This is a genomic window from Streptomyces acidicola (assembly GCF_009377235.1).
GTDB classification, from domain to species: domain Bacteria; phylum Actinomycetota; class Actinomycetes; order Streptomycetales; family Streptomycetaceae; genus Streptomyces; species Streptomyces acidicola.
On sequence record NZ_VMNX01000009.1, the window covers coordinates 20,119 to 33,680 of the forward strand.

Below are 13,562 nucleotides of genomic sequence, written 5' to 3' on the forward strand. Positions count from 1 at the left end.
ACACTTGGACGCGGTCACCGCGTTCAGTGGTGTCCCGGGCCGAGGCGGGCGAGATGGCGGTCGTGGACCCGGCTGAGGAGCAGCAGCGAGCACGTGGCGCCGATCAGGGCGCAGAACATGTCCCACTGGGTGTCCCACGCGTCGCCCTGGGTGGCCAGGAACGCGTCGGCGGCGTGACCGCCCGTCACGGCCGCGGCCCACTCCAGCATCTCGAAGACCGCGCTGAAGGCGAGGCAGGCGCACACGGTGAGCGGGGCCAGCCAGCGGCTGCCGCGCAGCGGTGAGGTCCGGGTGAGGATCTCGCGGACCAGGATGGCCGGTACGAAGCCCTGCATGAGGTGGCCGAAGCGGTCGTAGGGATTGCGCTCCAGGCCGAGCCAGTCGCGCACCCAGTCACCCGCGGGCACCTCGGCGTAGGTGTAGTGGCCGCCCACGACGAGGACCAGGGCGTGTGCGGCCAGCAGGCAGCACAGCAGATTGCTCAGCGGGAACCGCTTGCGGAACAGGACCGCCAGCGGCAGGCCGACCATCACCCACACCGTCTCCAGCAGCCAGGTCGTCGGGTCCTTCGGGTGCCACGCCGACACGGCGAGCGCGAGGGCGACGACGGCGAGCAGGGCGGCCGGCAGCCGCCGTCCGGTGCCACGGCCGGGGCGTCGAGCCGCGGACGGCCGGGATTCCGCCGAGGGACGGACGGCGGTCGGGAGGGCGGACATGATGATGATCTCCTTGTTTCAGGGTGGTCATCATCTTCCGGTCGCTCCCGACCGCCGGGCATGAGTACGGGTACTCATCGGCACTGGTACACATCGGCACCTCGGGTGCCGGCCGGGTACTACTTGGTCGTGTCGCCCACCTGGTTCGTCACGTCGACGACCTTCCACCGCTGGTTGGACCCGGAGTTCGGGGTCCACGTGGTGACGGCCGCGCCCTCGTTGGTCGCCTGGCCGCCGACCTCCAGGAGCCGGTGGGTGGCGACGTTGACGAGCGTCCAGGTGCCGTCGCCCGTGCTGGACATGAGCCACTGGGCGGCCTTGTCGCGCTCGCCCTCGTCGGGCTCCACCACCGGGGAACCGTCACGGACGGCCAGCCGTTTGCCCTCGACGGGGTTGGTGAAGACGTACCGGTCGAGGACCCCGGGGCCGGAGCGCACCGAGCGCAGCTGCCACTGCTGGCCAGGGGCGGCGGCGTCCGTGGCGCCGGACCGGATGACCAGGTTGGTGCCGTTGTCGGCGACGGTGACGGCCTTGCCGCTCTGGACGCCGGTCAGGGTGTAGGAGTGGCCCTTGCGCAGCAGCGGGGCGTCCTTGGCGACGCCGGACACGCCCTTGATGACGAAGGACGTCACGGACTGGGCGGGCACGGTGAAGGTGGCCGCGCGGTCGCTGACCTTGATCGGGTCGTGCTTCTCCAGCTTGCCGTTCGCGTCGGTGACGACCGGGGTGACGGTCGCGCCCCGGCTGACGTCGCGGAACTTCGACAGGTCGACCGTGACCGTGCGGGCCTCGGTGGTGCTGTTGACGTGGACGAGCGAGGCGCCCTCGCCGTCCTTCGCCACCGCGGCCGCGCTGGAGGTGTCGTTCACCTTGATCAGCCGGTCGCCGGGCTTGATGAAGTGGGTGAAGTTCCGCGCGGTGTCGAACTTGGTGTTCGTGTAGATGGGGCAGGTTTCGAGGGTGTCCTCGGAGGTGCAGCTGAACGGGAGCTGGATGCTGCCCCAGTTGCCGCCCTTGGCGGACTCTCCGCCGGGCTTCATGTTGTCGTAGTCCTCGACGGGCTGCCAGAACACCCAGGCGCGCGGCTCCAGTTCACGCAGGTCGTCGACGATGCGCTGGGCGAGACCGAGGCCCGGCCGCATGTCCGTGAAGCTCTGGCCGTCGCCCCAGTCGCCCTCGACCTCGCTCATCCACAGCCGCTTGTTCTCGGCCTTGGAGATGTCGCGCACGGTGGTGCGCTGGCCGGTGCCGTAGGTGTGGACGTTCATCTGGCCGACGAGCTCGCGGGACTCGGGCGAGTACGTGTTCCAGTTCTGCGCGAAGATCGACGGGTTGGTCTCGTCCATCGCGGCGATCTGGGCCCTGGTCTTCGCCTTCTTCAGGGCGGGCGCCAGGGCTCTGATCACCTTGTCCTGGAGCTCGGGGCCGATGTGCGCCCCTTCCTGGCGTCCGCCGACGGGCTCACCGTCGGGGCCCAGGCGGGTGCTCCAGTAGTTGGTGTTGGGCTCGTTGAAGGGGTCGATGGTGTCGACCTTGATGCCCTCGGCCTTCTCCAGCCGCTTGGTCGCGCCCGCCATGTAGGCGGCGAAGTCGTCGATGGACTCGGTCTTGAGCTGGTCGTCGGTGGCGTTGAAGCCGCCGGACACATAGCCGCTGACCGTCATGAACCACGGCGGGGAGTTGCTGAACGTCTCCCAGTGGTCGATGTCGTCCTTGATGCGCTCGACCCACCAGCGCTGGGTGAGGTCGGCGTTCTCTTTCCAGTCGGCCGGGTCGTCGGCGCTCCACCAGTCGGTGTCCTCGCGGGTGGTGCCCTCGGGGGCGTTCCACCAGCCCTCCACGGCTCCGCCGGCCCGCAGGTAGTCCTTGACGTCGGGGGCGTTGCCGCCGCCGATGTTGTAGCGGGCGATGTTGAGGGCGAGGCCGTCGTCGTCGAAGAGGAGCTTCGCGAGCTTCTCGCGGATCTCCTTGGGGTAGTCGCCGGTGGCGTTGGCGAACCATACGAGACTCGTGCCCCAGCCCTCGAACTTCTCCTGCTGGTACGAGGGATCCGGCTGGACGGTGACGGAGGCGGCGGCCGCCTCCGGCGTCTGCGCCTGGAGCGGCGGGGCGGTGACCAGAGCGGCTCCGGTCGCCAGGGCGGTGAGACTCGCGGCTCCGAGGAGCCGTCTGCTGCGGGTACGGCGTGCCATCGTGTGCTCCCAACTCAGGTGTGGTCGCTGCGGTGGCCCCTCCCGCCCGTCGGGGGCGGGAGGGGATGGCCCTCGAACGCGTGCGGAGCCGTTCGAGGAGTCAGGCGGTGGGCTGTCGCAGTACGGCGACGTCCCTGGGGTGCAGGACGGGAGAGCCGTCGGCGCCGGTCGCGCCGACCAGAACCTCTCCGGCCAGGCCGGGCAGCGGCACCGTCCTGTCGGTCCGGTTGACGAGGAACAGGAAACGGCCACCGGGACCGCCGCGTACGGTCAGCTCGACCAACCCCCGTGCGGGGGCGGGCAGTTCGCTCTCGACTCCGGCCGGGGCGAGCAGCCGCAGCAGCAGGGCGGTGAGCCCTTCGGTGCCGAGGCGGGTGGAGACGTACGCTGCCGAACCGCTGCCCGTGGACCGGCGGGTGACGGCGGGGCGCCCGGCGTGCACGCCGGTGCGGTAGGCGGCCAGGACGTCCGTCTCCGGGTCGGTGACGGTGATCCGGTCGGTCCACAGGCTGCCGGTGGTGGCGTCGTCCAGTTCGACGGTGTCCCCGGCGAGCAGTGGGCCGAACTCCTCGATGCGGATGCCGAGCAGGTCGCGCAGGGCGCCCGGGTAGCCGCCGAGCCAGATGTGGTCGTTCTCGTCGACTATTCCGGAGAAGTACGTGGTGACGAGGTGACCGCCGTTCTCGGCGTACCGCGCGAGCTCCTTGGCGAGGTCGGCGGGGACGACGTGGAGCACGGGCGCGATGAGCACCTGGTAGCGGTCGAGGTCGGTGCGGGTGGTGACGACGTCGGCGCGGACACCGAGGGCGAGGAGCGCCGAGTACCAGTCGAGCGCTTCCTGGCGGTAGTCGAGCAGGGACGTCGGGTGGGAGTCCTGCTCGCTCGCCCACCACGACTCCCAGTCGAAGACGATGCCCACCGGGGCGGCCTCGCGCTCGGAACCGGCCACGGGGGCCAGGGTCTTGAGGGTGTCGCCGAGGGCCACGACCGCGCGGAAGAGGTCGCTGTCCTCCCCGACGTGCGGCACCATCGCCGAGTGGTACTTCTCGGCGCCCGCGGCCGACTGCCGCCACTGGAAGAAGCAGACGGCGTCGGCGCCGTGCGCGACGTGGAGGAGCGAGTCGCGGGCCAGATCGCCGGGCCGCTTGGCGACGTTGACGGGCTGCCAGTTGACGGCGCTGGTGGAGTGCTCCATCAGGAACCAGGGCCGTCCGCCGGCGATGCCGCTGGTGAGGTTGGCGGAGAAGGACAGCTCGTCGCGGTCCTGGGGGCCGGGGTGGACGTAGTGGTCGTTGGAGACGAAGTCGATCTCGTCCGCCCAGTCCGGGTAGTTCATGCCCTTGGTGCCGCCCATCACCATGAAGTTCGTGGTGACCGGCACATCGGGGGTGATCTCCCGCAGCACGTCCCGCTCCGCCCGCAGGTACTCCTTCAGCGCGTCCGAGGAGAAGCGCTTGAAGTCCAGCTGCTGGGTGGGGTTGGGGTAGGAGGCGGCCAGCCGGGGCGGCAGGATCTGCTCCCAGTCGCTGTAGCGCTGCGACCAGAACGCGGTGCCCCAGGCGTGGTTGAGCGCGTCGAGCGTCGTGTAGCGGGCACGCAGCCAGTCGCGGAAGGCGCGGGCCGCGTCGTCGGAGTAGTCGTAGACGTTGTGGCAGCCCAGCTCGTTGGACACGTGCCAGGCCACCAGGGCCGGATGACCGGCGTAGCGCCCGGCCATCGTCCGCACCAGACGCAGGGCGTACTCGCGGAAGACCGGTGAAGTGGGCCGCCAGTGCTGTCGTCCTCCCGGCCACAGCGTCTCCCCGGTGGCGGTCACCGGGAGGATCTCCGGGTGGGCCGTGGTGAGCCAGGGGGGCGGGGACGCGGTGGCGGTGGCCAGGTCGACCCCGATGCCGCCCTGGTGCAAAAGGTCCATGACCTCGTCGAGCCAGGCGAAGTCCCATGCGTCCGGGGCCGGCTGGATACGGGCCCAGGAGAAGATCCCCACGGAGACGACGGTGACGCCGGCCTCGCGCATCAGCCGGACGTCCTCCTCCCACACCTCGCGCGGCCACTGCTCGGGGTTGTAGTCGGCGCCGTAGCCGAGACGGGGGGTGGAGTCACCGTCCGGCCCGCTCAGCAGGCGGGTCAGGCGGGTGGAGGTCATGGTGGTCCTTCCGGTGTGTCGCACGGGGGGGGCGGCGCGATGGTGCCGCCCCCTCGCACGGCGGTCCTACTTCTCGACGGTGAAGCCCTGCTCGTTGCCGTACTTGACCGAGGCGTCCTGCCAGGCCTTCAGGCCGTCGGCCAGCTTGGTGCCGGACACGTAGGCCTTGCCGACGGTGTCGTTGAAGATCGAGTTGGCGTACTGCTGGAAGGGCAGGTACGACCAGTCGTCAGCGACGTTCGCGGCCGACTCGGCGAAGATCTCGTTGGCCTTCTGCCCGCCGAAGTACTCGAACTCCTTGTTCTTGAACTCCGTGGACTGAACGTCCGCGGTGGTCGCCGGGAAGGCGCCCTCCTTGATGCGGCTCTGCACACCGTCACCGGAGTTGGCGTACTCGACGAAGGCGTAGGCGAGTTCCTTGTTCTTGCCCAGCGTGGGCACGGTCAGGGAGCTGCCGCCGTTCTCGGCGCTCGCCTTGTCGCCCTTGGTCCAGGCGGGCAGCGGGGCCGCTCGCCAGTCGCCGGAGGCGTTCGGCACACCGGTGACGAAGTTGGCGGGCATCCAGGCGCCGCTGGGCAGCGTGGCGATGGTGCCGTCGCCCAGACCCTTGTACCAGTCGTCGGTCCAGCCGGTGATGGGCGCGACGAGCTTCTCGTCGATGAGCTTCTGCCGGTTGTCGGTGAACTTCTTGGCAGCCGCGTCGGAGAAGTCGATCTTCACCGTGGTGCCGTCGACCTGGTAGGGACGCGAACCGGCCTGCCAGAGCAGGCTGGTGGTGAGGCCCGCGTCGCCGGCGTCGGCGGCGATGAAGACCTTGGGGTCCGCCGTGTGCAGCTTGCGGGCCGCGTCGACGTACTCGTCCCAGGTGGTCGGGACCGCGACCTTGTACTTGTCGAAGATCTTCTTGTTGTAGAACATCGCCATCGGGCCGGAGTCCATCGGCAGGCCGTAGACGGCGTCACTTCCCTGGGTCACCGCGTTCCACGGACCCGCGGTGTACTTGTCCTTCAGCTTGTCCGCGCCGAAGGGGGCCAGGTCGGTGAGGCCCTTGGTCAGGGCGTACTGGCCCAGCGCGAAGTACTCGACCTGCGCGACGTCGGGCACGCCCTTCTCGGCTTCGATGGCGTTCGACAGGGCGGTGTAGTGCTTGTCGCCGGACCGCTCGCCGACGAGGTCGATCTTGACCTTGGGGTACTTCTTCTGGAAGTCGGCGGCGACCGTCTTGAGGGTGGGCTCCCAGGCCCAGACCGTGACGGTGCCGCCCTTGTCCAGGGCTGCCTTGAGGTCCGCGGCGGAGACCGGCTTCTGGTCGGAACCCTCGTCGTCGGAGCCGCCGCAGGCGGTCGCGCCCAGGGCGAGGGCGGAGAACAGGGCTATGCCGCGCAGCAGGCGGCCGGTGGTTCTGCGCATGGAGGTGCTTCCACTTCTTTGTGGGTGGGACAGATGAGAGTGGGACGAGGTGCGACTGAGGGGGTGGTGCGCAGGAGGGCTACTCCTTGACGCTTCCCGCGGCGAGCCCGGACTGCCAGTACTTCTGCAGCAGCAGGAACGCGGCGATCAGCGGCACGATGGTGAGCAGTGATCCGGTGATCACCAGGTTGAAGATCACGTCCCCGCCGATCGTCTCGGCCTGGGAGTTCCAGACACTCAGGCCCAGGGTCAGGGGGTACCAGTCCGAGTCCTTGAGCATGATCAACGGCAGGAAGTAGTTGTTCCAGGTCGCGACTGTCGTGAACAGCAGCACCGTCACGATGCCGGGGGCGAGCAGCGGCAGGGCGACCTGGAAGAAGGTGCGCGCCTCGTTCGCTCCGTCCATCCGGGCGGCTTCCAGCAGTTCGGTGGGGATGGCCTCGGTGGCGAAGACCCACATCAGGTACAGGCCGAAGGGCGAGACGAGCGAGGGGATGATCACCGCCCACGGGGTGTCGGTCAGCCCCATCTTGCTGAACATCAGGAACGTCGGCACCGCGAGGGCGGTCCCCGGGACGGCGACCGCGCCGATGACCACGGCGAACACGGCACGTTTCCCGGGGAAGTCGAACTTCGCCAGCGCGTAACCGCCCAGGATCGCCAGGAAGGTGGCCCCACCGGCACCGACCACGACGTACAGCAGGGTGTTCAGCAGCCAGCGCGTGAAGACGCCGTCGTTGTACGTGAACGTGTCCCTGATGTTGTCCCAGAGGGCGAAGTCGTCGGCGAACCACAGCCCGCCCGAATCGGCCAGCCCCTCCTGGGTCTTGGTGGCGCTGATGACGAGCCAGATCAGCGGCACCACGGTGTAGAGCAGCATCAGACCGGTGAGCACGGTCAGCAGAACGCTGCGCTTGGGGCGCCCGGCAGTGTGCCGACGGGGCGTACGCAGACGGGACGCGCCCTTGCCCGCGCCGGCGGCCCGGGCGGGTATGGACTCGGAAGCGGTGGTGACGGGGCTGCTCATCGGGTCACGCTCCCTTGCTCATGCCGCGCAGCTGCACGATGTAGGCGATCACCATGGTGATCAGTCCCATGATGATCGCGACCGTCGCGGAGTAGTTCTGCTGCTGGCCGTTGAAGGACAGCGAGTACGTGTAGAAGTTCGGGGTGAAGTCGGTGGTGATGGCGTTGCGTGCGAGCTGCCGGAGGATGTTCGGCTCGTTGAACAGCTGGAAGCTGCCGATGATCGAGAAGATCGTCGCGATGACGAGGGCTCCGCGGATGGCGGGGAGCTTGATGGCGGTGATGACGCGGATCTGTCCGGCGCCGTCGATCTCCGCGGCCTCGTAGAGGGAGTGCGGGATGACACGGAGCGCGGAGTAGAAGATCAGCATGTTGTAGCCGACGAACTCCCAGGTGACGATGTTGCCGATCGACGCCAGCACCAGGTCGGGCGAGAGCGGGTCGGGCAGGGTCACACCGAAGGCCTCGTTGATGTCCCCGACGAGACCGTAGCGGGTGCCGTACATGAAGCCCCACATCAAGGTGGCGACCACGGCCGGTACCGCGTACGGCAGGAAGATCGCGATGCGGAAGAAGTCCCTGCCGTAGAGGCGGCCGCTGTCCAGGGCGAGAGCGATCAGCAGGGCGATGCCCAGCATGATCGGTACCTGGACGACGAGAAACAGCGAGACCCGTCCGAGGGAGGCCCAGAACCGGTCGTCCTCCAGGGCCTGCGTGTAGTTGTCCAGGCCGACGAAGGTGGTGCCGCCGATCAGCTGGTCACGGAAGAGGCTGAGATAGATCGAGTACGCGATCGGCGCCAGGAAGACGAGGGCGAACACGGCCACGAAGGGGCCGAGGAAACCCCACCCGGTCCAGGAGCGGCGGTCTCGTCTCGCCGGGGGCGGCGCCGGTCGCGGTTCCACGGCCGCCGGAGGTTGTTGCGTCGTCATGTCGTTCCTCGCTCGTCACATCCCGGAACCGGCGGTGCCGCCCGATGTCGAGGAGGCCGCACCGCGCGATGTTTACGTAAACATCTCCTCGGAAAGGAGGCCGTGCGCTGTTATGTTTACGTAAACATCTAATGGCGGAATGTCTACACCGCCCCGATCACGGCGGTCAAGGGATCCTTGGCGAATCCGTGACGCAAGCTGCGCAGGAGAGGAGGCGGCCGAGGGATGGACACGGCTGACAGAACGCCGACGGGCGTCCCCGGTAGTGGTCGAAGACGATCCCGGGCCGGGATCAGGTCCCAGACCGCTTCCATGGCCGACGTCGCCCGGCTGGCGGGGGTCTCCTCGCAGACCGTGTCACGCGTCTCCAACGGCTACGCCGGGGTGACCGAGGAGACCCGGCAGCAGGTGCTGGCGGCCATGAAGGAGTTGGGCTACCGGCCCAACAGCGCCGCCCGGGCCCTCAAGCGGGGCGAGTTCCGCACGATCGGCGTCATCACCTTCTCGCTCTCCACCACGGGCAACGTCCGCACCCTGGAGGCGATCGCCAACTCGGCGGCCCACGAGGGGTACGCGGTGACGCTGCTGCCGGTCGCCGTACCCACCCAGGACGAGGTCCGGGGCGCGTTCTCCCGCCTTGAGGAGCTCGCGGTCGACGCGGTGATCGTCATCATGGAGGTCCATCTGCTCGACGCGGCGACCATCGCGCTGCCGCCGCACGTCCAGGTCGTGGTCGTCGACTCCGACGCCGGCGACCGCTACACCGTCGTCGACACCGACCAGGCCGGCGGCAGCCACGCCGCCGTACGGCACCTGCTCGACCTGGGCCACGCCACGGTGTGGCACCTGGGCGGCCCGGACGGATCCTTCGCCGCCCAGCGCCGAGCGGACGCCTGGCACGCGGCCCTCATCGAGGCGGACCGCACGCCGCCGCCGCTGGTCCGGGGCGACTGGTCGGCGGAGTCCGGCTACCGCGCCGGGCTCGTCCTCGCCGACCACGAGGACTGCACCGCCGTCTTCGCGGCCAACGACCAGATGGCGCTGGGGCTGCTGCGGGCCCTCCACGAACGCGGCCGGCGCGTCCCCGAGGACGTCAGCGTCATCGGCTTCGACGACATCCCCGAGGCGGGCTCCTTCCTGCCCCCGCTCACCACCCTCCACCAGGACTTCGCCGAGGTGGGGCGGCTCTGCGTCGAGAACGTCCTGCGCAAGATGCGCCACGAGGGCGCGGAGCGCGGCACGACCCTGGTGCCGACCCGGCTGGTGGTACGGGAGAGCACGGCTCCGCCGCCTTCGCTCGCCCAGGGCCTGTGTCGGAAGTGACGCCTGCTGGGCGACGCCACTTCCGTCACAGGTCCTGGCCGCCTTCGCGAATTCCGGGTTCCCCGGGCGACGCGGGACGGGAATCCTGTCGTCCGTGCGGCCTCTCCCCCACAATGGTTCGGATCCCGCGGAGGGGAGCCGTATGAACGCCGAGCCCGAGCAGCGGACTTCCGCTCCTCGTCGTCGTGAACTGGACGTCCTCCGGACGCTCGTGGTGCTCGGTCTGGTCTTCTTCCATGCCGCCCTGGTGTTCGACCCCAGGGACGACTTCTACGTCAAGAACGCGGACACGACCGAAGCCGTCACCGTCCTGGCGGGTCTGGCCGTGGTGTGGGCGATGCCCATGTTGTTCCTCGTCGCGGGTCTCGGTGCCCGGCACTCCGTCCGCCGCCGTGGTGCGGGGCGCTTCGCCCGTGAACGCCTGTTGCGCCTGGGCGTTCCGCTGGTGTTCGTCACGGTCGTCCTCAATCCCCTCCCCCAGTGGCTGCGGGCGCGGGCAGCCGATCCCGGCCACCACGAGTCGTACTGGAGCTTCTGGCCCCGCTTCCTCACCGTCCACCTGGACCTCGGTGACTTCCCGTTCCTCCTCGACGGGGACCACTTCGACACGGGACACCTGTGGTTCGTCGTTCTCCTGCTCACCTTCTGTCTGCTCCTCGCCCCCCTCGCCGCCCTCCTCCCGGCCGGCACCGACGGTGCGGGGAGGGCGGTGGCGCGCCGCCCGTGGCTGCTCCTGCTGCCCGCGCTGCCGCTCGCCGCGGTCAACTCCCTGCTCGGCATGGAGGAGGGGTACGCCGGCTGGAACCGCTGGGCGTATCTGATCTTCTTCCTCTGCGGCTACACCCTCGCCGACGACGACCAGGTCCGCGCCGTCCTGCGCCGCCTCGCGCTGCCGGTGGGCGTGCTCGGGCTCGTCCTGTTCGCCGCCACCGCGCCCGGCTTCCTCTCCGGCGACGACCCGTTCACCGCTCGGACCTGGACCGCGATGGCCACGCGGGCCCTCTTCGGTGCGGCCGGGTGGTGCTGGGTGACCGCCGTCCTCGGGTTCCTCGACCGGCCACGCGAACCGGGCACGTCCGCCCTCGACCGGCCCGGGCGCGGACGGGACCTGCTCGCGTACTTCGCGGTCGCCGCGCTGCCGCTGTACGTGCTGCACCAGCCCCTGGTGGTCGCCTTCGCCTACGGAGTGGTGGGGTGGTCCGCACCGATCGTGGTCAAGTACGTGGTCATCGTGACCGGTTCCCTGGCCGTGCTCCTCCTTGTCTACGAATTCGGGGTGCGCAGAACCCGTGTGACGCGCTTTCTGTTCGGCATGCGTCCCGAGCCCAGCTCCGTGCGGCCCCGAACCACCTGACCCACCGCTGCCCCGTCACCAACGAGGCTTGGGCGCCCGCGATTCCGGCCGGCGCCATGACAGCCACAGGGCGACCGCTTCCGCGATGGGCTGCTCCGTCTCCAGTTCGACGAAGCCGAACTGCCCGCCCTGATTGCATTCCAGAAACCACCACACCCCCTCATCGTCCTCGGCGAAGTCGAATGCTGCGTACGCGAGACCGGCGAGGGACAGGTACTCCAACGCCGACGTGGTGATGCGGTCGGGCACCGGGACGGCTTCCCAGACGTACTCGGTGTCGCCGTAGCGGCCGTCGATCTGACCGGGGGCGGCCCGCTTGCGGGCGGCGAACAGACGGTCGCCGACGCAGGTCAGACGAATGTCGGCCCTCTTGGGTACGTACCGCTGCAGCAGCGCGGGGCCGGCGGCCACCGCGCCGAAGTCGATGCCGGGCCCGATCAGCGTCGTCGGCAGGGCGACGGCGGGGTCGTCGGGCGGTGGGCCCGAGGCCGACTTCACGACCACGTCCCGGTGCAGCTCGGCGAACTGCTCGGCCACCCTCGGTGCCGTGGTGAAGACGGTCGGCGGTACGGCGAAGCCGCTGAAGTGGGCGACCCTCAACTGCCATGGTTTGTGCCGCGCCTGGTCGGCGTTGCCCGGGTGGTTCATCCACGCGGGCGAGGCCGAGTAGAGCATGCCGTAGAGCGCCTGCCGCGTCTCGGCGGTCAGCCATGCGGACGGCTGGGCCGCGTGGGCGGCGGGGTCGCCCGGCCTGCGCACCCACACGGAGCGCAGGCCGCCCATGCTCAGCACATGCCCGTTGACCGACAGATGGCCGTCGAAGTCGCCGTGTGCGTAGTCCGCCGACAGCACGGCCTTACCCGGGATGTCGGCCGGATCCAGGCGCATCACCGGCGCGCCCAGCCTGTTGAGCTCCGCCACCACCATATCGGCGGTGACGTCCTGCTCCGACGTGAGGATCAGTACGGTCACGGGCGGCGGCTGTCAGTCGTCGAAGTGTGTCTGGGAGCCCGCCGTGGACGTCGTGGTGCCGACCGCGAGCAGGAGGTCCCGGTCGGCGACGGCGGGACGGCCGTCGCCGAGCACGTTCAGCTGCAACGAAGCGTCGAAGCTGTAGGGCTCCACCACGATCGGCAGGGCTCTGGGCCGGACGTAGTTCAAGGTGAACGGTCGCAAGGCGAACCTCCCAGGTCGAACGATGTCTGTACGCATTCCTTAACGTCCGTATGTCGTAAGGAATTCATCACTTTCCGCCACATCAGGGTGAAGGTCATCACATCAACCTCGGGGCTCGTTTTTGCGTCCGCCCCCTGTGTGCACGGGTCCTGAGGAGCCGTCAGAGACGCGGGTTGCATCCCGTTCACGATCCCGGCGCATGGTGGTGAAGGTCAGGCCCCGCGTGAAAGGCTCGCCCCGCACGGTCTCCGTCAGGGGTCGGTGACGTACGGGATCGGCACAGGAGAGGCGGCGGCATGCGCATCGGACTGCTCGGTACAGGACCGTGGGCCGACATGGCCCATGCCCCGGCGTTGAGCGGGCATCCCGGACTGGACTTCGTGGGGGTGTGGGGCCGGCGCGCGGAGGCGGCCGAGGAACTGGCCGGCCGGCACGGCACACGGGCGTACGAGGACGTCGACGCGCTGCTCGCCGAGGTGGACGCGGTCGCTGTCGCGCTGCCTCCATCCGTACAGGCCCCGCTCGCCGTGCGTGCCGCGCGGGCGCGGTGCCATCTGCTGCTGGACAAGCCCGTCGCGACCAGCGTCGAGGAGGGGCGGGCCGTCGTCGAGGCGGCCCGCGAGACCGGGGTTTCCTCGGTCGTGTTCTTCACCTCGCGTTTCCAGACGGCGACACAGGCCTGGATCACCGAACAGGCGGCCCTGGACGGCTGGTTCACGGCGCGGGCGGAGTGGCTCGGCTCGGTGTTCACCAGCGACAGTCCGTTCGGGGCGTCACCGTGGCGCCGGGAGAAGGGGGGCCTGTGGGACGTCGGTCCGCACGCCCTGTCGCTGCTGCTGCCGGTGCTCGGCGACGTCGCGCGGGTGGCTGCCGCCGCACGCGGCCCGGAGGACACCGTCCATCTGGTCCTCGAACACGCGGGCGGGGCGTCGAGCACTCTGACCCTCGGCCTCACGGCTCCGCCGGCGGCCGCCGGGGCCACGGTGGAGCTGCGCGGCAAGGCCGGAGTCACGGTTCTGCCCTCGTCCTCCGAGGGACCGGTGGAGGCTCTCCAGCGGGCCGCCGACGCCCTCCTCTCCGCCGTCGAGACCGGCCGCCCGCACGACTGCGACGCCGCCTTCGGCCTGCGGGTGACGGAGATACTCGCCGAGGCCGAGGGACAGTTGGGCGGTGCGGACGAGTAGCGCTGACCACGCGTACCGTCTCGTTCCGCACGACACCGCGCCACAACTCGGCCGCTACGAGGGCTGGTCGACACGCACCGCAGTGACGGATGCTGTGGGCCGC

Annotated in this window: 11 protein-coding genes; 3 read left to right on the forward strand and 8 right to left on the reverse strand. The window is 69.7% G+C overall.

From position 1 onward, the window contains the following. Positions 1 to 23 precede the first annotated feature (23 nt). From FPZ41_RS05365 to FPZ41_RS05390, 6 genes are all read right to left on the reverse strand, one after another. On the reverse strand, positions 24 to 716 hold the full coding sequence (locus FPZ41_RS05365) for a DUF2238 domain-containing protein (protein ID WP_152859636.1): 693 nt from the start codon (positions 714 to 716) through the stop codon (positions 24 to 26). A 119-nt stretch (positions 717 to 835) separates the two neighbouring features. Beyond that, positions 836 to 2,908, reverse strand: coding sequence for a glycoside hydrolase (locus tag FPZ41_RS05370; RefSeq protein WP_152859638.1), 2,073 nt, complete (start codon positions 2,906 to 2,908; stop codon positions 836 to 838). 100 nt (positions 2,909 to 3,008) lie between these two features. Beyond that, positions 3,009 to 5,054: a beta-galactosidase gene (locus FPZ41_RS05375; protein WP_152859640.1), complete on the reverse strand. Its 2,046-nt coding sequence runs from the start codon at positions 5,052 to 5,054 to the stop codon at positions 3,009 to 3,011. 66 nt (positions 5,055 to 5,120) lie between these two features. Further along, positions 5,121 to 6,464, reverse strand: coding sequence for an ABC transporter substrate-binding protein (locus FPZ41_RS05380; protein ID WP_152859642.1), 1,344 nt, complete (start codon positions 6,462 to 6,464; stop codon positions 5,121 to 5,123). 79 nt (positions 6,465 to 6,543) lie between these two features. Further along, positions 6,544 to 7,491 (reverse strand): carbohydrate ABC transporter permease, encoded by a 948-nt coding sequence (locus FPZ41_RS05385; RefSeq protein ID WP_152859644.1) that lies wholly within the window; start codon positions 7,489 to 7,491, stop codon positions 6,544 to 6,546. A gap of 4 nt (positions 7,492 to 7,495) precedes the next feature. Next, positions 7,496 to 8,422 (reverse strand): carbohydrate ABC transporter permease, encoded by a 927-nt coding sequence (locus FPZ41_RS05390; RefSeq protein WP_152859646.1) that lies wholly within the window; start codon positions 8,420 to 8,422, stop codon positions 7,496 to 7,498. A 225-nt stretch (positions 8,423 to 8,647) separates the two neighbouring features. Between FPZ41_RS05390 and FPZ41_RS05395 the strand changes: the two genes are divergently transcribed. Both FPZ41_RS05395 and FPZ41_RS05400 read left to right on the forward strand, forming a co-directional pair. Continuing rightward, on the forward strand, positions 8,648 to 9,745 hold the full coding sequence (locus tag FPZ41_RS05395; RefSeq protein WP_407698751.1) for a LacI family DNA-binding transcriptional regulator: 1,098 nt from the start codon (positions 8,648 to 8,650) through the stop codon (positions 9,743 to 9,745). 142 nt (positions 9,746 to 9,887) lie between these two features. Continuing rightward, positions 9,888 to 11,099, forward strand: coding sequence for an acyltransferase family protein (locus tag FPZ41_RS05400; protein WP_152859650.1), 1,212 nt, complete (start codon positions 9,888 to 9,890; stop codon positions 11,097 to 11,099). A gap of 15 nt (positions 11,100 to 11,114) precedes the next feature. On the opposite strand, the gene FPZ41_RS05405 is transcribed toward FPZ41_RS05400, so the two are convergent. Together FPZ41_RS05405 and tgmA are read right to left on the reverse strand one after the other, a co-directional pair. After that, entirely contained in the window at positions 11,115 to 12,071 is a 957-nt protein-coding gene (locus tag FPZ41_RS05405; RefSeq protein ID WP_322619850.1) for an MvdC/MvdD family ATP grasp protein, read from the reverse strand. 12 nt (positions 12,072 to 12,083) lie between these two features. Next, the gene (gene tgmA / locus FPZ41_RS05410) at positions 12,084 to 12,275 is read right to left on the reverse strand and encodes a putative ATP-grasp-modified RiPP (protein WP_131566970.1); all 192 of its coding nucleotides are present in this window, start codon (positions 12,273 to 12,275) and stop codon (positions 12,084 to 12,086) included. A 296-nt stretch (positions 12,276 to 12,571) separates the two neighbouring features. On the opposite strand from tgmA, the gene FPZ41_RS05415 reads away from it, so the two are divergent. Beyond that, the gene (locus FPZ41_RS05415; RefSeq protein ID WP_152859652.1) at positions 12,572 to 13,459 is read left to right on the forward strand and encodes a Gfo/Idh/MocA family protein; all 888 of its coding nucleotides are present in this window, start codon (positions 12,572 to 12,574) and stop codon (positions 13,457 to 13,459) included. The last annotated feature ends 103 nt before the right edge of the window (positions 13,460 to 13,562 follow it).